Genomic DNA, 23546 nt, shown 5'->3' on the forward strand with positions numbered 1-23546 from the left:
TCGTCATTTGAATTAAGCTGGTACTTCCTACCTTAAATAATGTAATCTTTTGTGTATGTTTATTGATAGCCATTGTCATTTTGATTTTGATGTGTTCGATGATCAGCGTGACATTTTGATGGCTCGTTGCTTAAATCATGGCGTGTCGGGTTTTTTAGTGCCTGCGACAACTCATGTTAGCTGGTCAAGATTAGAGCAGTTTATTGGGCGTTATCCGCAGTGGCGTGCCGCTTATGGTTTGCATCCTTATTTTTTGAAGGATGCCTCGCTGGATCAAATTGATTTACTGGGTGAGCAATGTGCAACACAGCGAGTGGTTGCCGTCGGCGAGATTGGTTTGGACTGCTGGCCTAATGCGGTCGATTTAAAGACCCAGATTGACTTTTTTAAGCGCCAGTTAAGTGTGGCGAAATCGTTAGATCTCCCTGTTATTTTACACGCTAGAAAAAGCTATGATCTGGTGTTGAAGTGTTTGCGAGAAATCGATTTTAAAGCTGGCGGAGTAGTGCATGCTTTTAATGGTAGTCTTGAGCAAGCCAAACGTTTTTTAGATTTTGGGTTTGTGCTTGGGGTTGGAGGCACAATTACTTACCCAAGAGCCAACAAGGCTCGGCGAGTATTATCTGCTTTAGGCACTAGCGCGTTTGTTTTAGAAACGGATTCACCAGATATGCCGTTGAATGGCTTTCAGGGACAATATAATACCCCGCTTTCAATTCCTATCGTTGCGCACCATGTTGCTACAATTAGAGGGGAAGATATCGAGCAGGTCGCAACGCAGACGTATAATAATCTACTTAGAATTTTCCCTAGGTGGCATGAGGAATGACTTTGAACATTACAAAAGATATTAACGCTCCGATTCGTATTCTTCTTTTAGGGAGTGCGACAGAAGTTGGTTCGTCGTTGTTGCAACTTTCTAAGGAAAAGCAAGAGTTTGAGTGGTTGTGCCCAGATGAGTCCTTGTTGCTCAATGCGGATAATCGAGCAGAGCTCGACGCCATGCAGTTTGATGTCATCATTGATGTGTTAAGTCTGCGTTATGCATTACAGACTGATTATGGAAAATTCCAATCGACTTTGCGCTATTTAAGTGAGCAAGGTGGTGCCCCTCTTATTATGATTAGTAGTGCGAGAGTGTTCTCAGGCAGTAAAGATGTTCCCTATGCCGAAGTGGATGAGCCTGACAGCACAGACCCGTATGCACTGGCTTTGATTGAGGCTGAGTCCGTAGTACTGAGTAATCCTAACAATATTGTATTGCGCACCGGTTGGTTGTTCAGCGGACAAGGTGATGATTTTGTTTGTAGGACGCTTGGCCTAATACAAGATGGCGTAAATCTTGCGTACAAAGATGATTTAATTGGCAGTCCAACGCCAGTGTCCGATTTGGTTCGGGTGATTTTGTCTATGGTTAATCAAGGGCATTATGGCGCGCAAAATAAAGGCGTTTATCATTATTGTTGTGCGGAAGAAATAAGTTGGATTCGATTGGTTGAAGCCATTGTGGCGACGTCGGGTCAATTTGATCCTAAGGCACAAGTGGAAGTGGAGGCTATTGGGGATTCGTTTCCAGAGACTCAGGAAGTTACGGCAATGAAGCGACAGTCGTTATCGTGTCGAAAAGTATTTAATCATTTTGGTATTAAACAGCGTCCTTGGCGATCAAAGCTGCGGAATCTGGTAAAGGAATTGTATCAAGTAAACTAGCAATCAATCAGCGTTGCTTGTGGATAAATTGAAGACTGGGAGTGGATGTGTACAAGATAAATCAAAAGGCAGTAGTATTGGTTTTTTTCCTCCAGCTTGTTGTGGGAGGAATTTGGTATGCTTCGACCCCTACCGCATTGTTAGGGCGCTCAATATTGGAAGACGCGTCAGAACAGCCCTCTATTATTATGGCGGTGTTGTTTGTGCTTTCAGTGTTGGTGTATTTGCTCTTTACGGCTTGGTTGTTGGTCAGAATAAAAGGAATGTCAGGGCCTGAGCGATTTTTTTTAGTGATAGCCATTTGGTTTTTTATCGTCTTACCAAACTATATATTCGTGAGTATGCAGCTAAACTTTAGTGAAGTAGATGTGTTTTATTTACTGTCTTATAGTGCAATAAATTGCGCCATAGCCGCAATAATATTACCGCTATGGCGATCTTCTCGATCTATTTTTAAAACTTAATATAGACTGCTTTCTGGCCATACTAACCATAGGCTTAATCCACTGATTAAGCCGCTGATGATGAGTTGGCTAATAATGATGATGACGCTTTTCTTGTTGCTCTGCTGGTTGCTTAACAGGAGCGCGATGGGCGTCACGAAGCAGCTTGCTGCCAGCATTAACATGACAGAGAGAGGTATGTCAGCCAATACGTGACTTTGCGTTATGAGGCCGGCAAGAATTAACAAAGCGGGAATGCTGGTGTGGCTTTGTTTTTCTTTTGTTACATAAGCCATAAGGGCGTAGCCAAAAAGAGCGGCCCCAAAAGCACCTAGTAATTGTCCTATCAATAAACTTCCCCCAATTGAAATAACAGGCGCGGCGCTGCCTGCAACAATCATCAAGCCTATTAATAAAAGCAGGGGAGAAATACCTCGTTCGTTTTTTGCTTGGTCTTGTTCTGTATTGTGTGTTTTTTCTGCAAGAAATTGGTAACACAACATAATAAGAGCGCTGACAATAGCCCAACTCAAGCTTGTAATCGGTCCTGAGTGTTTTAGAACCGGATTCAGTAAGAGGTAAAACGACAAACTAAATAGAACAAAGTTGATTCCATTATGAGGAATGGCTTTGTTAATCAGGGTTGAGCAGAGCAAGGCGATAATGCCGATAATAATGGAGATGCTGTAATAATCGATTGCCTGATTTGGCGGGAAACTCAAGCCTGAATGAATCAGGCTGAGTCCAACAATAAAACCGCCAAGGTAACCTAAGTAAGACGATCCACGTAATAATTTACCAGCAACAATGCTGACAATGATGGCGGCGAGAAAGGGGTAAACTGCCGTATGTAGTAGCATTAAAATCGTTGCATTGCTGGCTTCTTCGTACATGGTCGCTTTCCTTAATAAGTTACTGGCGAATGCCTTCTACGTTAACTTCAATTTCTGTTGTGTCAGTAACACCAGGAATGAAGTAAGTAACACCAAAATCGCTGCGTTGGATGGTGGTTTTTGCTTCAAAACCAGCGCGGTAGCCACCCCATGGGTCTTTCCCTTCGCCTACCTTTTTAACATCAAAGCTGACGGCTTTAGTTACGCCATGAAGCGTTAAATCGCCAGTGAGTGTGCTGCCATCAAATTTAGTACTTTTGAATGTCAAAGAAGGGAATTGTTTTACATCCAAGAAATCAGGGCTGCGAAGGTGTTTATCACGAGCTTCGTGGTTGGTATCGACACTGTCCGCTTTTACGGTAAGAGAGGCGCTGCCTGAATGACTACCTTCGGGGTATGAAAAGGTACCTTCAAATTCGTTGAAGCGGCCAACCGTCGTGCTCACACCTAAATGGCCGATCTTAAATATCACAGCTGAATGGGCAGGATCAATTTTGTAATCGGCTGCCATGGTCATGCTTGATACGAGAGCCAATGCACTGATGGTCATTATTTTCATTCTAATGTTCCTCTATTCGATTCAAAGATGTGCACAGTGTAATTCGTTTTATTTGATAAATAATTAGCATTAAAAACAATTCAATGTTTCTTTAAAAGAAATGATAATAAGGGAACTTTTTATTTTTTGGAGGAATGAATGGATAAGCTTCAAGCAATGAAGGTATTTTGCCGTGTGTATGAGGCGGAGAGTTTCAAAATGGCCAGCGACTCGCTGGGGATTTCTCGTCCAATGGTAACGCGTTATGTTAACTCTATAGAAGAAGAGTTAGGCACAAAGCTACTGCAGCGTAATACTCGTAACATCAGTATTACGCATGCGGGGCGAAAATATTACCAACATTGTATTGCGATATTGGACGCCATCGATGAGGCCGAAGGTGAAATAGGAGAGTTGACTCAAAAGCCCAAAGGGCTTTTAAAAGTGAGTGTACCAATGGATTTTGGCCTAACGCACTTGGTGCCTTTGTTGGACCATTTTAGTCGTCTTTATCCTCAAATTGAATTAGAAATAGATTTCAGTGATAAGCGCGTTGATATGACTGAATCTGGAATAGACATCGCTATTCGGGGTGGTGATTTGGGAGGCGATCAATTTGTGGCGCGTCCATTGTGCTACTCCAAAGGGTATGTCTGTGCATCGCCTGATTATATCTCAGCCCATGATGAACTGAAGAGGGTAGAGGACTTAGTGAATCATTCATGCCTTCTTTATAACAATGCGGTGACGCCGAACCGTTGGTCATTATCTGATGAAAATGGTGTTTCCCATAGTGTGACGGTTGCAGGTGGTTTTAGTGCAAATAATGGAGGAGCCCTAACTCGATTTGCTTTGTCGGGTTTGGGGGTGATTTATCAGCCTGATTTTTTGGTGGCTAAATATATTGAGTCGGGAGAGTTGGTGGATTTGTTGCCGAACTATAAGGGTTATGAAATCTGCTTCTATGCCATTTACCCACAGAGAAAGCTGATGCCAAGAAAGACACGTTTGTTACTCGATTTTTTACAAGAAAAATTAGCCAACACAACATTTGATTAATGTGTTGGCTAATCTTGGTTTACATTATTTTAAATCGCTAAACTCATTGTCTACATTTAGGCTGACAGGGATGTCATAACCAGGCAATTGTATTTCTTTGTCGGTTATAACGAGCTCTTCGCCACCTAAAACATTAAAGCCAAACTTATAGATAGGAAGGCTTTCGCCACGAATCATGGATTGATTGTACTCTTCGGCAGTAGCGACAACGTTAGCATTTTTGGCTTGGTAGTCGCTGATTTGTTCTGCGCTATAGCGTTTTTTCAGCATTTTCATGGTTTGGTTTGGGGAGAGTAAAACAGCGGTTGCGTTGTTTCCCCCAAAACCTTTTGAATTAAGCAGTGCGGCATCAAAATAGTCTTTCCCATACACTTCATGTTTAAGCTGGAATTTTAAACCCTCTTGATAAACATCATCGGCGATGGCGTGAGAGGTTGTTATACCAGGCAAAATACCGTCTTTCCAAACACCTAAAGAAAGATGCAGTTGATCTCCGCCCGCGGTTCCTTGGGAATGCCCAAGAAATGCTTTCATGGCGACAACAGGCATGGCGCTGGCGCCAAAACTGATTGCGGCTTTACTTAGTACATGTGATTCAGTAATACGGTTTTGTGGAGTGCTAGTGCCGTGAGCTTGAATAAACGTTCGTTGTGTCAATCCATCGTTACCTATGATGTTTTGTAGGTAAGCCATGGCTTTGCTCATGGTTAAATAGTTACCAATTCCAGGTGCAGAGATGGATTTTTTATGGCCATCAGCGTAAGAAAATACCGCTGGAATAGCGCCAAATATTTGTGCGCCTAACTCAATAGCAAGTTCGTCATCCATCAAAAGTGTCCATTGGCTAGATTCGCCAATGGTAAAGCCACAGTTTTGGGCAAAAGGGCGGCAACTGCGAGTGTGATCTGGCTCTTGCTGATTGCTTATTTGGTCAAGAGCAAGCAAAGCCGTATCTTCGGCCAAGGCGCCCATGGTTCTAAAGCCTTCAATGATTTCTGGTGTAATAGGTGCATCGCTGCCCCCCACCATAGCGACTCGAAACTTTCCAGATTTGATGCCTTCGATGGCTTTTTCCAAGTTGAAAAAATAAGTAGCGCAAGCACCAATCGCAGTACCTACATTGCCGACACTGCCTAAGATATAAGCGTTAACAAAATCCGCCGGCATTTGAGCGTAACCAAGAGGTAGATGCTTTGATGTCGTACGTTTGCCCATTAAAGCAGATTTAAGCATGCCACCAAAACCAAGATCGTCCATTTGACCAATCGAGTTAGCGGCATACACGGCCATCTGGTCGGGAGCGACCTTGCTGCGAATAACTTCCCAATCAATACCGCTGCTTTTCACCGCATCTGACGCGCCATATACCGTCATTTGCAAGCCACGTGGGTGATTGCGACTTTGGTACAATTTGGAGGGATCAAAGCCTGTCGGAAGTTGTCCTGCCGCTTTAACAGAAAGAGGTCTTGTGTCTTTAATAAAGGCCTCTAAATTACCGTCAACAACGACTTCACTTAGATTATTTGGAAGCTCTGTAACCTGCCAGTTGGTAGGGCGGTCATTTGGAAGTGAGCGTGTCTTTATGGTGAAACTGAGTTTTTCATCTTCATGGCTTGAATGAAGCGTCGTTGATTTGTGTAAAACCACATTATCAACGTCAAACAAGCTAGGGTGAATACGACGAATTAAAGTGCGTGCGAGAAGAGATTCGCCAATGCTGTCAATCAATGCTGCAGCGTCTAGGGCTTCTTCGCCATCTGTGTACCAAAGGCCATTTTTGTGTTCGGCCATGTTGGTAATAGTGGCAAGATCAAGTAAAACATCCTGTTGGATTGAACTTGGAAGAAGATCAAAAACAATTCGGCGATATGCTTGATGTGAAGAGGTACGACCAGCCGAATTGATTCCGCCAAAGCCAACAATAACAGGTAAACGGGCCAATTGAATTTCCTCGTTTGATAAGTGAGTAAAATATTACGGTATTGTAATGAAGGGGGTGGCTCTTAGCCACCCCACATAAAGTAATTTCGTAACAATAAGTTGCATTTAATTACATGGAAAAGAAGATTGGAAAATTACTGCAGCTCTGGCTTCGGTTGATAGCGGTTAAAGCGCCAAAGTTTATTGTAGTTAATTAGACCTTCTATTTCTTTTACGTAAGCTTGTCCGCGCTGAGAATAATGTTCTAAGCCATGTACAAGGTATAAGCCAGTAATGTCTTCTTTTTCTTGGCGCAGCTTCAATCGTGCGGCTCTAAGTTTTTTATAGGCCGCATTTGAATTCAAATTGTCGATGTAGGCGAAAACAGATTCGCGAGCGTCTTTGAATTTCCTCACTTCGTGGTCGGCATCATTGTCCCTTGATTCAGGGACTAATCCACACCCTTTTCTAAAGCACCATTGGCCGAAGAAGTTATTGCCTTTTGTTGCAAATCGAGACGTGCCCCACGCAGACTCATTGGCAGCTTGGGCCAGCACAAGAGAAACAGGAATGATGTCTAAGCGATTAAGGAGTGCGTTCAAATCGTCTTTTGAATAGTTATCAAGTGTTTTTAGTTTGTGGTTTTTACGCAGTGCAGAAACCCATTTTTTGTTTTTCTTGGACATCTTAGTGTTGCTGTTTAACAACACATTTAAGCGTTCACGATCTTTTAAAATAAGATTGTTTTTTTCATTAACAAAAGGGGTTAGGTAGCTAAAAAACGCCTTTTTACGTTCTTTGACGTCTGTTATTGCTGCGAAATCAGGACTTTTTACTTTAATTGGATGAGATCTGAAATAGCTCTTTTCTTCTGATGTCGCATCTTCAGATTCTTGTTGTAGCGCGCTTACATCAGATGAGTCATCTTGTTCTATATCACGTTGGTCGCTATTAAATGGGCCTGCTTTTATCCACAAAATAAATATGAGTGCAAAAGAGATTATCCAAAGTATTTTTTTTTCCATAAAGAACCACGAGTCTCAAATATTTATATTTTTTAGTTGGCTTTACTGAGTCGGTAATGGCCTGCTAAAGCTAAGGAAAAACGAATAAAAAAGTAAACTTTTTATCCTTAAAAAGCTTACTTTAACAGATTTTAACCTAGGCTTCTTGAATTTGCCTCATTTCCTTTATTTGTCCTTGGCGATTAACGAAACAGTTTGGCTGGACCGACTGGAACTACTTGAGTGGGATTGATCGTTTTGTGACTAAAGTAGTAGTGACGCTTTATGTGTTGTAAGTTCACTGTCTTCGCAATATTCGGCGTATCATAAAGGCGTTTCATATATTGATTAAGGTTAGGATAGTCTAAGATTCGATTGATGTTGCACTTGAAATGACCGAAGTACACCGCGTCAAAACGAATTAGAGTGGTAAAAAGGCGCCAATCGGCTTCCGTTTGTTCACTGCCAAGTAAATACGTGCTTTTTGAGAGAGTGTCCTCTAGGAACATCAAGGTATCAAAAAGTGGTGTAAGAGCTTCTTCATAGGCCGCTTGAGTCGTGGCAAAGCCACATTTATAAACGCCATTATTAACCGTGTTGTAAATACGCTCGTTTAGTTTGTCTATTTCATTGGCTTTGTCAGCGGGATAGAAATCAAGGTGGTTCCCCGTTAATTCATTAAAAGCGGTGTTAAAAATGCGAATGATCTCCGACGACTCATTCGAGACGATCGTGTTGCGTTTTTTATCCCATAAAATAGGCACAGTTACGCGTCCGCTGTAATCAGGCTTGGCTTTTGTATAAAGCTGGTGGGCAAAGTCAAAATGGTGTAACGGATCGCCTATGGCAATAGCTGGGTCAATGAAATGCTTGTCTTGTTTGAACTCCCAGCCATTTTCTAGCATGTCAGGATGAACGCAGCTAATACTGATAATTTCTTCTAATTGCTTTAGCTTGCTGAATACCAAGGTGCGGTGAGCCCAGGGACAAGCAAGAGAAATGTATAGATGATAGCGTCCTGCCTCTGCTGGAAAGTGGTTTGGATTGCTGGTGTCGTATTCACGATCATTGTATATCCAGTTTCTGAATTCAGAATCGCTCCGAATGAATTTTCCTTGGTTTGCTTTTGTGTCGTACCACTGATCAACCCATTCGCCATTTACAAGTAATCCCATCGTTCTGTCCTTTAATTTATAATTCGTATTATTATTAATGAAAATGAATCGTTTTCGGGGCAATATATTGGTCGTATTTAATCGAATGATTCGATGGGTTTGATTTTTCTATGTCCGAACGTTTAGGTTCATTGTTAGTTCCGTGCTTCATTTTACTAGTCAGTGTTTATGCTAGTTTGTATGTTGGTCAGTTGCCACCGTTGTGGTTCAGTATATTACCGTTGTTACCCCTGATCTTTGCAGGTGTCGCGATTCTATTGGCTTGGCATTTTAATAAAGGCCGAGTGTTAATCCTTGTTCTTTTACTTCTTATTCCGAAGTTGTATGGCGACTCCAATCAGGATGCGTCGTTAACGGCGTATTTGGTTGTTTCCTGCTTCTGTATTGCTTTATTGGGTTTTGTGCCTGAAAGGGGATTTTTTAATCGCTTTGCGGTTAACCGAATTCTCTTTGTCATGATGCTGGTGAGCTGGTGTTATGCCATTGAACGCAGTTGGGTCTCTTTTGCATTTCTGGACTCTGCGTTTCTAAACACCTCGGTGAGTTGGTCTGCTATTTTGCTTTGGTGTGTTTTGTTGATTAGCACGGTCGCAATTGGTGCTGCTTGGTGGCTGAGTGGGGATGCTTTTCGAGCAAGTGGGTTGATTAGTATCGTTAGCTTGTTAATCATTAACCAATTTGCGTCATCTGATACACAGTTTGATGCGTTGTTGTCGGCGCAGTTTTTGCTCTGGATCTGGTTTTTGCTCATGGAAAGCCATCGTATGGCGTATTTGGATGATATGACAAAGTTGCCAGGAAGGCGTGCTTTAAACGAACAATTGGTTGGTTTGTCTAAACGGTATGCAATCGCTATGGTGGATGTGGATCACTTTAAAAAGTTCAATGACACTTATGGTCACGATATGGGCGATAAAGTGCTGAAAAGTGTTGCCGCGCAGCTAAAGCATTTTTCGAATCCCGGACGTGCGTTTCGTTTTGGCGGGGAAGAGTTTACTATTGTTTTTCGAGGCAAGGGTCTTGCGGACGTCGAAGAAACGCTAGAGTTGGTTCGAGAAAGCATTGAGCACGCTTTGGTTGAAGTATTTGATCCCAAAAAGAAACAAGACATTGACGTAAATGTCACTGCAAGCCTTGGCGTTGCGTTTGCTGCGCTCGGTGAGTCTCCGGAATCGGTTTTAAAGCGCGCAGACGAAGCCTTATATCAATCTAAGAAAAAGGGCCGAAACCGAGTTTCTAAGTCTCCAACGCCAAAAAATATCTAATTCGGTGATAAAGTTGATCGATCGGTCAATTTTTTTGCTCTGATCTATTGCACTGCAAATTTAGCTGTTTATAATTGTTCTTAGATTTTATAAGTGATTGTGTTTGAGGTGTTTTTTAAACCTCCACACAGTCATTTTCGGTTCCAGTAACCGGCGATGGAATTCTCCATCGGTCAAGAACATTGATAAGTGGCGTATTAGCCCGTTTATCAATCACAGAGCCAACGTGGTGTAGCAGTTAGCCTAATGACGAATGCCTATAGTCATTAACGTCTCTGCTACGAGGGGAAATGGGGAGCTTCGGCTCCCTTTTTTTATACAAAATTTTCTTATCGCTTCGTGCCAATTCTAAAGAATGTTATTCTTTCTCTGTATTGCGCAGGATGGTAAGACGATACATAAACACCTCCCCCTTTATAGCTATTTTCAGCGAGGACAACCCTTGACCGAAGTGAAACGACCAAAAGATCAATTGAAAGCGCATATTCGAGCGCAGAACCAAACCCTTATTTTAGAAACATCGGAGCGTGTTTTTGCGCGTCAAGGATTGGCTAAAACGACGACACAAATGATCGCGGATGAAGCTGGATTACCTAAAGCCAATGTGCATTATTATTACCGCTCAAAAAAAGATTTACTCGAAGCGGTATTGGAGCGAATTTTACGTCTTTGGTTGGACTCTGTTAGTGAATTCAATGTGGAAGAAGGCCCGACTCGTAACCTTACCCGCTACATCAGTGAAAAAATCGATCAATCTCGTATCAATAAAAATGCTTCTAAAATTTTTGCGATGGCGCTTATTGGTGAAGAAAGCTTTGTTTTAGAGTATCTTCGAAATTTGTTTGTGACTGAGCTTAGTCGAGAGAAAGCGACCATTCAGGTTTGGGTGGATAAAGGGCTAATGGATTCGGTTCCAACGGAGCATCTTTTTATTAGTATTTGGGCGATGACGCAAACCTATGCGGACTTTGATGCGCAAGTGAAGATCATGCTACAAAAAGATCAATTATTAGAAGACGATTACGAAGAGGCCAAGCAATTTATTACGCGTATGGTCTTGGCTGGCTGTCGAGTAAAGGAGGTTGAGGTATGACATTAGAAAGCGGTATTACTTTTTTATTTGCAATTTTAATTTTTGCTGTGACACCAGGTCCTGGTGTCTTTGCTGTTATTGCGAAAAGCATGACGAAAGGCGCTCGCGCCAGTGTTTCTCTTTGTGTTGGTATGGTAATGAGTGACATTGTTTATTTGGTCATGGCGTGTTTTGGGTTGGCTGCAATAGCGTCTACTTGGGAAGGTGTTTTCTTGGTGATTCGTTATGTTGGCGCGGCGTATCTTATCTATTTGGGGTGGAAAATGTGGGTGTCGCCAGTATCAACATCCACAACAGATTTTTCACAGCTTGAATCGAAAAGCGAAATGGCGAGTTTTATACAGGGTTTTATGATTTCAGCATCAAACCCTAAGGTCATTCTTTTCTATGTCGCTTTTCTGCCAACCTTTATGGATTTAACGATATTGAGTGGTTTTGATATCGTGATTGCGTCTATTCTTGCTTTTACTGCACTCATGTTAGGCATTAATCTTATTTCTGTGTGTGCTTCACAAGCGAGACGTCTGATGAAGTCGGAGCGTTCAATGAAAACATTAAACCGTACATCGGGTGGTATCATGGCAAGTGCGGGGGCTTTTCTTGCTTTAAAGGGCTAGCGATATTAATGCATTAATTTGATAGTTTGTTGTATAAAAAAGCCTCTCTTTTCAAATGAAAAGAGAGGCTTTTTGCTAAATGAAGAATGATTTAAAGCGTTTAGCGAGTGCCGTAAATACGGTCACCAGCATCGCCAACACCTGGACGAATATAGGCGTTTTCATCAAGCCCACGGTCGATTGAACCAATGTACATTGCGACATCTGGATGCGCTTTTTTGAATGCTTCAATGCCTTCAGGTGCGGCAAATAGGCAGATGAATCGAATGTCAGATGCGCCCATTTCTTTCATTTTATCTATCGCCATAATAGCGGAGTTACCGGTTGCCAGCATGGGGTCGACAACGATAATCGTGCGCTCATTTACGGAATGAGGCATTTTTAGATAATACTCAACCGGTTGTTTTGTTTCAGGATCGCGATACAAACCAACGTGCCCTACTCGTGCGGAGGGCGACAGTTTAAGAACACCTTCCGCTAGACCATTACCCGCGCGCATGATGGTAACGATACAAAGCTTCTTGCCTTTTAGAACAGGGCACATAGCTTTTTCTAATGGCGTTTCAATCTCAATGTCATGCGTTTCCAAATCTCGCGTCGCTTCATAACCAATGAGTGTTCCTAGCTCTTCAACGAGCATACGAAATTCACGTGTACTGGTGTTTTTATCTCGAAGACTGGTGAGTTTGTGTTTCACAAAAGGGTGCTTGATCACAAAAATATCGTTGTAAGCCTTGAGGAGTTCGTCGCGAGTCATTGGCCTTTCCTTTTACTGTATTTGGGGGAGTGTAAAAATCAGCGAGTTGTTACTTAATTGTGATTTCTATCATAGCACTAAGTGAGAATTGGCCAAATAACTAATCCTGTCCTTATGGTTGGTTTTTTGAAGTGAGTAAGGATTTTGAAAAATGAGGTGCGACGTTGTTTTCGAGAATATCGCCATTACATAGGAAGTAATCAAGGAAAAATAGCGATAGATATTTTAGAGCTTGTTTTGAAGTGCACACACAGATTTATCGAGATAACTAATTATGAATGATGACGAACAATACCCAGATTTTAAAGAAGACGATAGCGTAATGGACGAAGAGGAGAGTGTGGTAATCAGTGATCCGAAAGGGCTGGCTTTACCCGACGATGTTTTGCCTGACACGTTGTTTATTTTGCCTCTTTCTAGTCGTCCATTTTTTCCGGCTCAAGTCCAGCCAGTGATGGTGGATGCGGATCAATGGGAAGATACGTTGGAGCGTATTGCTGAGCATTCGCAGGCCGTTGTTGGCTTAGTTTATGCGGATAAAGAAGGTGCGAAATCTCCACTGGTAGAAGACTTTCGCTCGATTGGTTGTGTGGCAAGAGTGCACAAAGCTGAGAAGAAAAACGACAAATTGACCTTTTTAGCACAAGGGGTGAAGCGTTTTGAAGTGGTTGAATGGCTAAGTGAGACAGCCCCTTATTTGGCGAGAGTTCGTTATTTAAGCGATTTGAAAACAAGCGATGATGAATCAAAAGCGTATTCGATTGCGATTTTGGATGCGATCAAGGAGTTGATTCGTTTGAACCCGCTATTCAGTGAAGATTTAAGGCAGTATCTGGGGCGCTTTTCGTTCCATGAGTCGGGTTTGTTAGCCGATTTTGCTGCGTCTATTACGTCTGCTGATGCTGATGATTTATACGACGTGCTTGCAACAATCCCTGTCCAAGATCGCATGCATTTGGCGCTCACCTTATTAAGAAAAGAGCTCGAAATAGCAAGATTACAGAATGAAATAAGTGCAGAAGTAAATGATAAAATCAGTAAACATCAGCGAGATTTCTTCTTAAAAGAACAGTTGAAAATTATTCAGAAAGAGTTGGGTATTTCGAAAGACGATCGCACCGCCGATGTAGAAATGTTCGAAGCGCGTTTGAATGAAAAAGTGTTAACTAAATCGGTTAATGACAAAATCCAAGATGAACTGCATAAACTGAGTATTTTGGAAACCGGTTCGCCAGAATATGGTGTGACTCGTAATTACTTGGATTGGGCGACGTCGTTGCCTTGGGGTGTGCATTCGAATGACAATTTAGACATCAAATTGGCGCGAGATGTCCTTGAATCACATCACGCCGGTCTTGGTGACATAAAAGATCGTATTGTTGAGTTTTTGGCATTAGGTGCGCATCGCGGTGAAATGGGCGGCAGTATCTTACTTCTGGTTGGGCCTCCCGGCGTCGGGAAAACCTCGATTGGTAAGTCCATTGCGGAATCATTGAATCGTAAGTTTTATCGTTTCAGCCTAGGTGGTATGCGCGATGAAGCAGAAATCAAAGGTCATCGTCGGACGTATATTGGCGCGTTGCCCGGTAAGTTTGTTCAAGCGCTAAAAGACGTAGAAGTGGAAAATCCCGTTATCATGTTAGATGAAATCGATAAGATCGGTTCTTCCTTTCAAGGTGATCCCGCGTCGTCTTTGCTTGAAGCATTAGACCCTGAGCAAAATAATGAATTTTTAGACCATTATTTGGACATGCGTATCGATTTGTCGAAAGCTTTGTTTATTTGTACCGCGAATCAGTTGGATACTATTCCGTCGCCTTTGTTGGATCGTATGGATGTCATTCGACTTTCTGGCTACATCGGTGATGAAAAACTGGCAATTGCGAAGCAACATTTATGGCCAAAGCTGCTGAAGAAAAATAAGTTACTCAAGAAGCAGTTAAATATTACTGACGCAGCATTGCGTCATATTATTGAGCATTATGCACGTGAAGCCGGTGTTCGGGGATTGGACAAACTGTTGCAAAAAATCTTACGGAAAAGCGTGGTTGAATTGATGACAGGCGAAAAGGACCACATCAATGTCGGCGTTAAAGACGTTGAAGCCTTGTTGGGTATGCCGTATTTCCGTCCAGAAAAAAACCTACAAGGGGTTGGTGTGGTAACCGGTTTGGCATGGACTTCCATGGGTGGCGCAACGTTACCCATTGAGGCGAATAGAGTGCATGAATTAACGCGCGGATTAAAACTCACTGGTAAGCTGGGTGATGTGATGAAAGAGTCCGCTGAGATCGCTTATTCTTATGTGTTTTCTCATACCAAGAGTTATCAGAAGTCGCCTGAATTTTTCGATAAAAGCCTTGTCCATTTGCATGTGCCTGAAGGGGCAACGCCGAAAGACGGACCAAGCGCGGGTATTACCATGGCGACCGCGTTATTATCGTTAGCGCGAAATGAGCCGGTTCGCAGAGGATTAGCGATGACAGGTGAACTTACATTAACGGGACAAGTGCTTGCTGTTGGTGGTATTCGTGAGAAAATTATTGCTGCAAAACGCAGTAAAATTAATGAAATCATTCTACCAGAGCCAAATCGACGCGACTTTGAGGAGCTTCCTGAATCTGTGAAAGAAGATATGACGGTTCATTTTGCTGAGCGTTTTACGGACGTGGAGAAAATTGTGTTTAATCGAGCGAATAGTCCTCTTCATTAGGTTATCCTTAAAGTAAGCATTTTCTCTACACGTCATACATGAGAAAATACAGAGCCGGGCTTGTCTTACTTGTCCGGTTTTTTATTGTCTGTTGCACCGTTATTACGTCATTTTAGGGGAAACGAATGCCAGGTCCGGCCAAGTTAACGCAAGGTTCAACGTTGAAGCATGTTGTTTATATGTCTGCAACGGGTGCGTTTGGTTTGATGTGCATGTTCTTGGTCGATCTTGTCGATATGCTTTTTCTTTCTATGCTGGGTGAAAAAGAAGCCGTGGCGGCGGTGGGTTTTGCCAGTACCATCATGTTTTTTACCATTTCCTTGAGTATTGCGGTTTCGATTGCCGCTACCGCATTGGTGTCAAAAGCCGTGGGTGAGGGCAGCATTGAGCTGGCGAAACGACGCGCGGTGAATGTATTGGCGTTCGGGATTTTATTTTCTTCTGCGGTTGTTTGGTTATTGTGGCCAAAAATCCCCCATATTCTTTTGTCTATTGGTGCGACAGGTCGAACGCTTGATTTAGCAACAGGCTATTTGCAAATTTTAGTGCTCGGCATGCCTGCCGTGATGATCGGGATGATTGGCTCTGGCATTATGCGAGCCTTAGGGGATGCGCGCCGTGCCATGTACGCTACCTTAGTTGGTGGTTTGGTGAATGCGGTATTAGACCCAATTTTCATTTTTGCTTTCGGCTTGGGGGTTCAGGGCGCTGCGATTGCGTCGTTGATTGCCCGTTTTTCGATGGTTGCTGTGTCTTATTATGGCGTCGTACACATCCACAAAATGCTGGGAGAGTTTGATTTGATGGATTTTTTTCAAGACGTCAAACCTATCGCTTGGATTTCTGTTCCGGCCATGCTGACTAACATGTCTTCGCCTTTGGCGAATGCGATTGTGATGGAGCATACCGCTTCGTTTGGCGATGATGCGGTGGCTGCGGTTGCGGTGATTGGTCGTGTTATTCCTGTTGTGTTTGGTGGAATATTTGCGCTGTCTGGAGCGGTTGGGCCGATATTGGGGCAGAACTATGGCGCCGGTCGTTTTGACCGTATGCACAGCGTTATCACTAGTGCGGTGATTTATGCTTTTGGTTATTGCTTGCTGCTGTGCTTTTGTCTTTATCAGATGCAGGATTGGCTAGTTTCTGTGTTTCATGCCACGCAGGGAAGTGCGGAACTCATTCGTTTTTTTGCGACCTTTGTTTCTTTCAGTTTTTTCTTTCAAAGCTTGTTATTCATTGCCATTGCCGTTTTTAATAACTTAGGAAAACCGTTTAACAGTACTTTGTTGAATTTTGGTCGTGCGACCATTGGTACTTGGCCTTTGATTACTCTTTTTTCGTTGTTTATGGGGGCGGAAGGAATACTGTTTGGTCAGGCGGTTGGTTCGGTCATATTCGGCTGTTTGGGCTTTTATACGGCAAGAAACTACATTACAGAGCTGGAAGAAAAGGAAGCAAGAGACATTGTGTCTAGTAATCATCATCGCTACGAAGAAATTCTTTAACCTCGTATTTTATTCTTCTGAACGAGTTGCCCAGAGTAAGAACTCCTGATTGCCATCCCCTCCTTTTATAGGGCTTTCAATATAGCATTTCACATCAAAGCCTAATGTTTTAACAAAGCCCTGAATGTCACTTGCGAGCTGATTAACGCGCTGCTTGTCTTTTACAATACCGCCTTTCCCAATGAACTCTTTTCCCACTTCAAACTGAGGTTTTACGAGTGTAATTAAGTGTCCCGCTTTCGTTATAAGATTCGGCAGTTGTGGCAAAATTTTCGTTTGAGAGATGAAAGAGACATCCATCACGACAAGATCAAAGCCATTTTCAGGAACGTGTCCTTTCAGGTCATCAGCAGATAGGTTGCGTGCGTTAACACCTTCTAAACAGACGATGTCTTGATTTTTGCGTAGGCTGGGGTCGAGTTGTCCATGCCCGACTTCAACCCCGATTACTTTTGCCGCGCCATGTTGAATGACGCAATCGCTAAAGCCACCGGTAGATTGGCCGATATCTAGTACATGAAACCCTTTAATATTCAGTTTTGTATGTAATAAGGCGCCTTCGAGCTTTAAAGCGCCGCGTGACACATACCGATCTGCGTCGTTTGATAAAATGTTGAGTTCAATGTCAGAAGGCAGTTTCAAACTGGGCTTGGTGATGTTTATCCATTGCGTGTTTTGTTTGTATGATACTCGTCCTTCGTTGATAAAGGATTGTGCTTGAGAGCGAGACTTGGCAAGGCCTTGCTCTGTAAGGATAAGATCAATACGCAACATAGAAAACTCGGTAATAAGATAATTATCGCGAATATTAGCAAAAAACGAATAAGCAAAGTAGATTTAAAGAAAGAAGAAAAGTCTATTTTATGATCGTCAACGATTGTCTAAGGAATGCCTGTGCTATTAAAAACGTTAATAAACACAAATGAACTGGTCAAGTTGCTTGGCCAGTCGAATGTGGTTGTATTGGATTGTCGATTTTATTTAACTGATCTAAGCAAGGGGCGGTCAGAATACGATAAAGGGCATATTCCAGGGGCTATTTTTGTGGACGTGCATTGTGAACTTTCTGGCATAGAAAGTGAGTTAACGGGTAGACACCCTTTGCCTGCTGAGGCGGATTTTTCAAAGCAATTACAGCGCTGGGGGATTGATTCATCCAGTAAGGTCGTTGTATATGACGATATGGGTGGCGCTATTGCTGCTCGCGCATGGTGGATGCTCAGCCAGCAAAATATAGACGTACAGGTTTTAAATGGTGGTTACCCTGATTGGTTGAAAGAAGGTGGCGCTGTATCATTAACGCCTGAAAAAGCGAAAACCTCAACCGTTCAAATTGAGGTGTCTTTTCCATGGGGGATTACCGAGCAGGCGATTGTTGAAAACTTTGAAACCAACCAACTTCAGCTAGTGGATGCCAGAGCAGTAGATCGATTTAATGGCGAGAATGAAACAATTGACCCAGTTGCAGGGCATATTCCAGGTGCTATTAATCGACCTTTTAACGATAATTTAGACAGTGAAGGTCGTTTTAAGCCAGCAGAGCAGTTGCATGTTGAATGGCAAGATTGGTTATCGGGCGATGGTGATGATTATGTGTACTACTGTGGTTCTGGTATCACCGCGTGTCACAATGTTTTGGCGCTGAATTATGCTGGAATAGAAGCGAAACAGGTCTATGTCGGATCTTGGAGTCAATGGGCCAAGCGAATGTTGCGAGTGTCTGCTGAGCAGTAGAATATAAATATAGCCCTTCTTTTTTAAGAAGGGCTATGACACCTTATTTTGGGGTAACCCCAGCCATGAAAATTTGTACTTCTTGGTGTGTTTTCCCCCAAATATGAGCCTTAATAGCGTTTAAAAAATGCTCAGCTTCTTTTAACATGACAATGCCATCCATTAATTGAATGCCAATTCCTTCTTGAGTAAAGAAAAAGCGCCACGTGTGTTTATCTATGACGGCTTCGCCTTCACCATTATTGTAGCTTACTTGTTGGAAGGGGTAATCACCCGGAATAAAGCAGGAAAGCTCATGCCCTGAGGCGCCATAGTTAAGATCAGGGATATAGCCTTGACGATCTACCAGTTCAAACTTCATATGGAACTCCTTGTTTTTAATTAAGATTAGTTGAGGTGTTCACGATTTGCTGTGTTTCTTACTGTAAAATTTCAAAAAAGTGTAATTTGGCATTTTTAATTATGATGCAAGCTGTAAAATAGCGCCTCTTGAATACGAATTCTATCTTTTAAGCAAAGGGTAAAAGTGAATGAAAATAGCAGTGGCAGGTACAGGCTATGTTGGGATTTCTAATGCTCTGTTATTAGCAAAGCACAATCAAGTGGTCGCATTAGATATTATTGCGGCTAAAGTGGAGATGCTCAATAAGAAGCAATCTCCGATTGAGGATCATGATATAGAGCGCTATCTGACAGAAGAAGACCTTAACTTTGTTGCCACACTGGATAAAGAAGAGGCTTATGTTGGTGCAGATTATGTGATCATTGCGACACCAACAGATTACGACCCTGAAACCAACTATTTCAATACCAGTCATGTTGAGTCCGTCATTCAAGACGTAATACGCATCAATCCAAACGCCATAATGGTGGTGAAGTCCACGGTTCCTGTGGGCTTTACAAAATCTGCCAGTCAGCGTTTTTCGACAAATAATCTATTGTTTTCGCCTGAGTTTTTGCGTGAGGGCAAAGCATTACATGATAACTTGTACCCGTCTCGTATTATTGTGGGCGAAGAATCCAAGCGTGCTCAAGTGTTCGCTGATCTTCTTGTTCAGGGGGCGGAAAAAAACGACATCGATGTATTGCTAACGGGTTCTACTGAGGCGGAAGCCATCAAACTGTTCGCTAATACATATTTAGCCATGCGCGTGGCATTTTTTAATGAACTTGACAGCTATGCAGAATCTCATCATTTAGATAGTCGTCAAATTATTCAGGGTGTGGGCTTGGACCCTCGTATCGGAAGTCATTATAACAATCCTTCTTTTGGTTATGGCGGTTACTGTTTGCCGAAAGACACCAAGCAACTACTTGCTAACTATGACAAAGTACCGAACAACTTAGTGCGGGCAATTGTTGATGCCAATGTGACTCGGAAGGACTTTGTTGCCACGTCTATATTGAAAAACAACCCTAAAGTTGTGGGGATTTACCGCCTGGTAATGAAAGTGGGTTCAGATAACTTCCGAGCATCCGCGATTCAAGGCGTGATGAAGCGTATTAAAGCCAAAGGGGTTGAGGTGGTTGTCTATGAACCCGCGCTTTCAGACGATAATTTCTTCAATTCGAAAGTAATTAAAAATTTGGAAGAATTTAAAGCCATGTCGGATGTTATCGTCGCAAATAGAATGACGGACGATATGGAGGATGTGAAGGGTAAGGTTTATACGCGTGATTTATTTGGTGTGGATTCCTGATCTCTATATTAAGCGCTGATAAGGTTATTAGATGAAATATAAAAACAAACTGTCTATATATGCGGGTTTTTTGGTTGTTAATATCTTATTTTCAATCGTTATTGCAAGTCGCTACTTCTTTTTTATGCCAGAAATTCCAAGTGGTCTGTTAGGGCCTAGTTTTATTGTTTCTAGCCTTATAGGTCAAATGGCTCTGTTGGGAGGGGTTGCAGGTATTTTTGGATTGATTGTAACGCTATTACCTAAGCGTTCTTTTTATTTTTTTGTGAGCATTTTAGCGGCGATAACATTATCTGTTTTAGTGATAGATACATTTGTTTTTGCCCAGTATCGTTTCCATATTAATGAAGTTGTTCTTAAGCTAATTTTGTCAGGCGATGTGGTTGATTTTTCCGTTGTTACTTGGTTGACGGCGATTATAACTTTTTTTGGGCTGTTTCTCTTTGAACTTTTAATCGTCATTTACCTAGGAAGGCTGGCAAATAAAAATAAAATAATTAATAAAAAGGGTATTGTATCTTTTTTTGTTTTTTCATTTTTAATTTGTAACTCTATTCATATTTGGGCTGCTGCGAATGCCTATCAGCCAGTAATGATTGTTAAAAATTATTTGCCCTTATTTCAGCCTGCTACAGCGAATGGTTTAATGCAAAGAAATGGCTGGATAGATGAGGAGGCGCTAGCTAAGCAAAGGGCAATGTCTATAAAGGTAAATAGCGACCTAAATTATCCTTTGTCTGAAATCGGCTATTCCAGTGTTGATAAGCCAATAAATATTATGTTTTTAGTTATCGACTCTTGGCGATTTGATACTTTTAATGCAGAAAATACACCTAACCTATGGGAGGCTGCTCAGAAAGGTGTGACTTTCAATCACCACTTCTCTACTGGCAACTCAACGAGAACAGGGATATTTGGTTTGTTTTATGGCATGCCCGGGACGTATTGGCAGAATATGCTGACGAATCAGCGATCTCCTGTATTCATAGATCGCCTGCAAGGGTTAAATTATCAAATTGGAGCATTTGCTTCTGCATCATTGATGGACCCAGAATTTAATCGTACAGTATTTTCTAATATTCCAGACTTAAGGCTTAAGTCTAAGGGCGGCTCCCCCTCTCAAAGGGATGAAAATTTAACGAATGATTGGTTAAAATGGTATAAGTCTCGAGACACTTCTCGGCCCACTTTCTCCTTTCTCTTTTATGATGCACCCCATGGCTATGACTTCCCAATAAACTATCAAAATACATATGAGCCTATGTTAGATGATATTAATTATCTGGCGCTTAATAATGAAATGGACCCTGTCCCATTCTTTAATCGTTATAGAACCAGTGTCCGTTTTGTAGATGATCTTTCCAAAAAAGTGTTTGATGCCTTAGATGAAACAGGAGAAACAGAAAATACTGTCGTGGTTATTACAGGTGACCATGGACAGGAGTTTAATGACAATAAGCAGAATTTCTGGGGCCATAATGGTAATTTTACTCCCACTCAAACTAAAGTTCCGTTTGTCATTATCGGGCCAGGATTTTTACCTAATAATTCTACCTCTTCGCAAAACTTATCTAGTCATGAAGATGTAGTTCCGACGCTAATGAGAAAGTATTTAGGGCTCAAGACGTCATCAAATGACTTTTCAACAGGAGCCGATTTACTCAGTTTACATAATAAAGAGCGAGATTGGTTAATCAGCTCTAGTTACTCTGCTTACGCAATGATTACAAGAAGCAGAATTCTGGAGGTTGGTGCAAGTGGACAGTATCAATATTTAGACTTAAAAAACCAAATGGTTAAATCTGAAGAGCCTGATTTTCGTCATTTAAAAGATGTTTTGGAGCATCTTAGTCGGTTTAAGACGAAATAAACTATGTGATTATGTTTTTACGAGAATTTTATGAAAGTAATATTTGATACTAAGAGTTTATATTATTTACCTCAATATTTACCTGTTCATAATGAGTTGGCTAAATTAGGTATTAAAAGTACTTTTGTGTTCTATGAAGGTATTCATGATGACATAATTAAGAAAATAGCGAGTGATGAAAATCTGGCTTCTATTTGGGTTGCAGATGAAGAAGCTGCGACTGTTTTTTATGAAAAGGAGCGAGCAGACTGGGTTTTTTTTGCTAATTCTTTTCCTTACTTAGACCGTGTTCATCAAGTGTCTAAATCCGCTCAGTTAGGTCATGGAATCGGGCCTAAGGCAAGCTACTATAGTAAATCTCGTCACTCTATGAGTGTTCGTTTTGTTGAGGGTGATTATCGCACTAAGCGCTTAGAGGGAATGTTCCCCAGCGATGTGTTTGTTGATGTTGGTTTTTGTAAAATGGATCCTATTCTAAACGGTGAACTGTGCAAAGAGGCATTGCTTGAACAATATGGATTAGAAAAAAATACCCCTACAATTCTATATGCACCGACCTTCTACCCCAGTAGTATTGAGCGCTTTCCTAAAGACTGGCCCGCTGACTTTGGTGGTTATAATGTCATTATTAAACCCCATTATTTTTCAATTAGTAAGAAGTTATATCGGAAGCAGTTGGCGCTTCTTAATCACTGGGCTCAGTTTGATAATGTCTATTTAGCCACAACAGAAGATTATTCTCTTTTGCCTTTTTTGGAAGTTGCAGATGTACTTATCAGCGATGCGTCTTCGGCTCTTTTTGAGTTTGCTTTATTGAATAAGCCGGTTATTTGGTGTGACTTTCTTAAGTTACGATGGAATTATCGTGGAATATTTTCGTATAAATTTAAGCGACGTATGGATCAGGATTATGGTGATTATGCCAATATCGCAGTTCATGCAACAAAATACAAAGAGCTTATAGGGTTGGTGAAAGATCAGCTTCAAAGGCCTGATGACCTAGAAGCGATTAGACTTGAACTCTCTGAAAAGCTAGCAGGAAAGCTAGATGGCTTTTCTAGCAAGCGAATTGTTGATTACTTGATGGAAAATGTATAACAAATTTTAGGTTTTTTTATGAAGAAAATAGGCTATACCACAGGCGTTTTTGACTTATTTCATATCGGACATTTGAATGTTCTAAAACGGGCAAAACTCGAGTGTGATTATTTGATTGTTGGCGTCTCTACTGATGAACTCTGTATGGAAGCTAAGAACAAAAAACCAATAATTCCTTTTCAGGAACGTATGGAGATTGTTGAGGCTATTAAGTTTGTTGATGAGGTTGTGCCACAAGTAAATTATGACAAAGAAGAGGCTTGGAATAACCTAAAATTTGACAAGATGTTTGTTGGTGATGACTGGAAAGGGACGGATAAGTGGAACAAAATTGAGGAAGACTTTAAAAAACTCAATGTTGAGATTCACTATTTTTCATATACCGCGCACACTTCAAGTACTAAATTGAGAGAAATCTTAGAAAAAATCTGACGTTTACATGTCAGATTATA

The 23546-nt window shown here is 41.7% G+C and carries 22 protein-coding genes; 13 read left to right on the top strand and 9 right to left on the bottom strand.

What is annotated here, in order from left to right:
• The first annotated feature begins 55 nt into the window (after nucleotides 1-55).
• On the top strand, nucleotides 56-829 hold the full coding sequence (locus D104_RS23930; protein ID WP_024023181.1) for a TatD family hydrolase: 774 nt from the start codon (nucleotides 56-58) through the stop codon (nucleotides 827-829).
• On the top strand, nucleotides 826-1710 hold the full coding sequence (locus tag D104_RS23935; RefSeq protein WP_024023182.1) for an SDR family oxidoreductase: 885 nt from the start codon (nucleotides 826-828) through the stop codon (nucleotides 1708-1710). Before D104_RS23930 ends, D104_RS23935 begins: the two co-directional genes overlap by 4 nt.
• A 61-nt stretch (nucleotides 1711-1771) precedes the next feature.
• Here D104_RS23935 and D104_RS37390 read toward each other — a convergent pair whose 3' ends face one another.
• From D104_RS37390 to D104_RS23950, 3 genes are all read right to left on the bottom strand, one after another.
• The gene (locus D104_RS37390) at nucleotides 1772-2011 is read right to left on the bottom strand and encodes a hypothetical protein (protein WP_160168772.1); all 240 of its coding nucleotides are present in this window, start codon (nucleotides 2009-2011) and stop codon (nucleotides 1772-1774) included.
• Between the two features lie 159 nt (nucleotides 2012-2170).
• Nucleotides 2171-3046: a hypothetical protein gene (locus D104_RS23945; RefSeq protein ID WP_024023184.1), complete on the bottom strand. Its 876-nt coding sequence runs from the start codon at nucleotides 3044-3046 to the stop codon at nucleotides 2171-2173.
• Between the two features lie 19 nt (nucleotides 3047-3065).
• Nucleotides 3066-3605 (bottom strand): YceI family protein, encoded by a 540-nt coding sequence (locus D104_RS23950; protein WP_024023185.1) that lies wholly within the window; start codon nucleotides 3603-3605, stop codon nucleotides 3066-3068.
• 138 nt (nucleotides 3606-3743) lie between these two features.
• Between D104_RS23950 and D104_RS23955 the strand changes: the two genes are divergently transcribed.
• Nucleotides 3744-4643, top strand: a complete 900-nt coding sequence (locus tag D104_RS23955) for a LysR family transcriptional regulator (protein ID WP_024023186.1) — start codon at nucleotides 3744-3746, stop codon at nucleotides 4641-4643.
• Between the two features lie 24 nt (nucleotides 4644-4667).
• Here the strand turns inward: D104_RS23955 and D104_RS23960 are convergent, their stop codons facing one another.
• The 3 genes from D104_RS23960 to D104_RS23970 form a co-directional block, all read right to left on the bottom strand.
• The gene (locus D104_RS23960; RefSeq protein ID WP_024023187.1) at nucleotides 4668-6584 is read right to left on the bottom strand and encodes a beta-ketoacyl synthase; all 1917 of its coding nucleotides are present in this window, start codon (nucleotides 6582-6584) and stop codon (nucleotides 4668-4670) included.
• 134 nt (nucleotides 6585-6718) lie between these two features.
• Entirely contained in the window at nucleotides 6719-7588 is an 870-nt protein-coding gene (locus D104_RS23965; protein WP_024023188.1) for a glucosaminidase domain-containing protein, read from the bottom strand.
• A 182-nt stretch (nucleotides 7589-7770) separates the two neighbouring features.
• On the bottom strand, nucleotides 7771-8742 hold the full coding sequence (locus tag D104_RS23970) for a glutathione S-transferase family protein (protein ID WP_024023189.1): 972 nt from the start codon (nucleotides 8740-8742) through the stop codon (nucleotides 7771-7773).
• A gap of 110 nt (nucleotides 8743-8852) precedes the next feature.
• Between D104_RS23970 and D104_RS23975 the strand changes: the two genes are divergently transcribed.
• The 3 genes from D104_RS23975 (at nucleotide 8853) to D104_RS23985 (ending at nucleotide 11717) form a co-directional block, all read left to right on the top strand.
• Nucleotides 8853-10007: a GGDEF domain-containing protein gene (locus D104_RS23975; protein ID WP_024023190.1), complete on the top strand. Its 1155-nt coding sequence runs from the start codon at nucleotides 8853-8855 to the stop codon at nucleotides 10005-10007.
• Nucleotides 10008-10458: 451 nt separating this feature from the next.
• Nucleotides 10459-11100 carry a TetR/AcrR family transcriptional regulator gene (locus D104_RS23980; protein WP_235075898.1) on the top strand — a complete coding sequence of 214 codons (642 nt, stop codon included), beginning with the start codon at nucleotides 10459-10461 and terminating at the stop codon, nucleotides 11098-11100.
• Complete coding sequence (locus D104_RS23985; RefSeq protein WP_024023192.1) at nucleotides 11097-11717, top strand: LysE family translocator; 621 nt, start codon at nucleotides 11097-11099, stop codon at nucleotides 11715-11717. The genes D104_RS23980 and D104_RS23985 overlap by 4 nt, the downstream gene beginning before the upstream one ends.
• A gap of 100 nt (nucleotides 11718-11817) precedes the next feature.
• Here D104_RS23985 and upp read toward each other — a convergent pair whose 3' ends face one another.
• Nucleotides 11818-12474: a uracil phosphoribosyltransferase gene (upp, locus tag D104_RS23990; RefSeq protein ID WP_024023193.1), complete on the bottom strand. Its 657-nt coding sequence runs from the start codon at nucleotides 12472-12474 to the stop codon at nucleotides 11818-11820.
• Between the two features lie 274 nt (nucleotides 12475-12748).
• Here upp and lon point away from each other — a divergent pair, with 274 nt between their 5' ends.
• Both lon and D104_RS24000 read left to right on the top strand, forming a co-directional pair.
• Nucleotides 12749-15187 carry an endopeptidase La gene (gene lon, locus D104_RS23995; protein ID WP_024023194.1) on the top strand — a complete coding sequence of 813 codons (2439 nt, stop codon included), beginning with the start codon at nucleotides 12749-12751 and terminating at the stop codon, nucleotides 15185-15187.
• A gap of 125 nt (nucleotides 15188-15312) precedes the next feature.
• Nucleotides 15313-16692 carry an MATE family efflux transporter gene (locus tag D104_RS24000; protein WP_024023195.1) on the top strand — a complete coding sequence of 460 codons (1380 nt, stop codon included), beginning with the start codon at nucleotides 15313-15315 and terminating at the stop codon, nucleotides 16690-16692.
• A gap of 9 nt (nucleotides 16693-16701) precedes the next feature.
• Here D104_RS24000 and D104_RS24005 read toward each other — a convergent pair whose 3' ends face one another.
• Nucleotides 16702-17466: a TlyA family RNA methyltransferase gene (locus tag D104_RS24005; protein ID WP_024023196.1), complete on the bottom strand. Its 765-nt coding sequence runs from the start codon at nucleotides 17464-17466 to the stop codon at nucleotides 16702-16704.
• A 114-nt stretch (nucleotides 17467-17580) separates the two neighbouring features.
• Here D104_RS24005 and D104_RS24010 point away from each other — a divergent pair, with 114 nt between their 5' ends.
• Nucleotides 17581-18426 (top strand): sulfurtransferase, encoded by an 846-nt coding sequence (locus D104_RS24010; protein ID WP_031214557.1) that lies wholly within the window; start codon nucleotides 17581-17583, stop codon nucleotides 18424-18426.
• Between the two features lie 43 nt (nucleotides 18427-18469).
• Here the strand turns inward: D104_RS24010 and D104_RS24015 are convergent, their stop codons facing one another.
• On the bottom strand, nucleotides 18470-18787 hold the full coding sequence (locus tag D104_RS24015) for a hypothetical protein (protein WP_024023198.1): 318 nt from the start codon (nucleotides 18785-18787) through the stop codon (nucleotides 18470-18472).
• Nucleotides 18788-18956: 169 nt separating this feature from the next.
• On the opposite strand from D104_RS24015, the gene D104_RS24020 reads away from it, so the two are divergent.
• From D104_RS24020 to D104_RS24035, 4 genes are read left to right on the top strand one after another with little or no spacing between them, the layout of a single operon-like run.
• On the top strand, nucleotides 18957-20126 hold the full coding sequence (locus D104_RS24020; RefSeq protein WP_024023199.1) for a nucleotide sugar dehydrogenase: 1170 nt from the start codon (nucleotides 18957-18959) through the stop codon (nucleotides 20124-20126).
• Nucleotides 20127-20157: 31 nt separating this feature from the next.
• Nucleotides 20158-21996: a DUF3413 domain-containing protein gene (locus D104_RS24025; protein WP_024023200.1), complete on the top strand. Its 1839-nt coding sequence runs from the start codon at nucleotides 20158-20160 to the stop codon at nucleotides 21994-21996.
• A gap of 30 nt (nucleotides 21997-22026) precedes the next feature.
• Nucleotides 22027-23094, top strand: a complete 1068-nt coding sequence (locus tag D104_RS24030) for a CDP-glycerol glycerophosphotransferase family protein (protein WP_024023201.1) — start codon at nucleotides 22027-22029, stop codon at nucleotides 23092-23094.
• A gap of 18 nt (nucleotides 23095-23112) precedes the next feature.
• Nucleotides 23113-23526, top strand: a complete 414-nt coding sequence (locus D104_RS24035; RefSeq protein WP_024023202.1) for an adenylyltransferase/cytidyltransferase family protein — start codon at nucleotides 23113-23115, stop codon at nucleotides 23524-23526.
• Nucleotides 23527-23546: the final 20 nt, after the last annotated feature.

This window comes from Marinomonas profundimaris (assembly GCF_000508165.1).
GTDB classification, from domain to species: Bacteria; Pseudomonadota; Gammaproteobacteria; order Pseudomonadales; family Marinomonadaceae; genus Marinomonas; species Marinomonas profundimaris.

Bases quoted from the DNA above. Each gene is read 5' to 3' on its own strand.
- D104_RS24005 (WP_024023196.1), bottom strand. From the start codon at position 17,466: ATGTTGCGTATTGATCTTATCCTTACAGAGCAAGGCCTTGCCAAGTCT.
- D104_RS23930 (WP_024023181.1), top strand. From the start codon at position 56: ATGTTTATTGATAGCCATTGTCATTTTGATTTTGATGTGTTCGATGAT.
- lon (WP_024023194.1), top strand. From the start codon at position 12,749: ATGAATGATGACGAACAATACCCAGATTTTAAAGAAGACGATAGCGTA.
- upp (WP_024023193.1), bottom strand. From the start codon at position 12,474: ATGACTCGCGACGAACTCCTCAAGGCTTACAACGATATTTTTGTGATC.
- D104_RS24015 (WP_024023198.1), bottom strand. From the start codon at position 18,787: ATGAAGTTTGAACTGGTAGATCGTCAAGGCTATATCCCTGATCTTAAC.
- D104_RS23970 (WP_024023189.1), bottom strand. From the start codon at position 8,742: ATGGGATTACTTGTAAATGGCGAATGGGTTGATCAGTGGTACGACACA.
- D104_RS23975 (WP_024023190.1), top strand. From the start codon at position 8,853: ATGTCCGAACGTTTAGGTTCATTGTTAGTTCCGTGCTTCATTTTACTA.
- D104_RS37390 (WP_160168772.1), bottom strand. From the start codon at position 2,011: ATGGCTATCACTAAAAAAAATCGCTCAGGCCCTGACATTCCTTTTATT.
- D104_RS23955 (WP_024023186.1), top strand. From the start codon at position 3,744: ATGGATAAGCTTCAAGCAATGAAGGTATTTTGCCGTGTGTATGAGGCG.
- D104_RS24025 (WP_024023200.1), top strand. From the start codon at position 20,158: ATGAAATATAAAAACAAACTGTCTATATATGCGGGTTTTTTGGTTGTT.
- D104_RS23945 (WP_024023184.1), bottom strand. From the start codon at position 3,046: ATGTACGAAGAAGCCAGCAATGCAACGATTTTAATGCTACTACATACG.
- D104_RS24035 (WP_024023202.1), top strand. From the start codon at position 23,113: ATGAAGAAAATAGGCTATACCACAGGCGTTTTTGACTTATTTCATATC.
- D104_RS23950 (WP_024023185.1), bottom strand. From the start codon at position 3,605: ATGAAAATAATGACCATCAGTGCATTGGCTCTCGTATCAAGCATGACC.
- D104_RS24010 (WP_031214557.1), top strand. From the start codon at position 17,581: ATGCCTGTGCTATTAAAAACGTTAATAAACACAAATGAACTGGTCAAG.
- D104_RS23985 (WP_024023192.1), top strand. From the start codon at position 11,097: ATGACATTAGAAAGCGGTATTACTTTTTTATTTGCAATTTTAATTTTT.
- D104_RS23935 (WP_024023182.1), top strand. From the start codon at position 826: ATGACTTTGAACATTACAAAAGATATTAACGCTCCGATTCGTATTCTT.
- D104_RS24020 (WP_024023199.1), top strand. From the start codon at position 18,957: ATGAAAATAGCAGTGGCAGGTACAGGCTATGTTGGGATTTCTAATGCT.
- D104_RS23965 (WP_024023188.1), bottom strand. From the start codon at position 7,588: ATGGAAAAAAAAATACTTTGGATAATCTCTTTTGCACTCATATTTATT.
- D104_RS24030 (WP_024023201.1), top strand. From the start codon at position 22,027: ATGAAAGTAATATTTGATACTAAGAGTTTATATTATTTACCTCAATAT.
- D104_RS24000 (WP_024023195.1), top strand. From the start codon at position 15,313: ATGCCAGGTCCGGCCAAGTTAACGCAAGGTTCAACGTTGAAGCATGTT.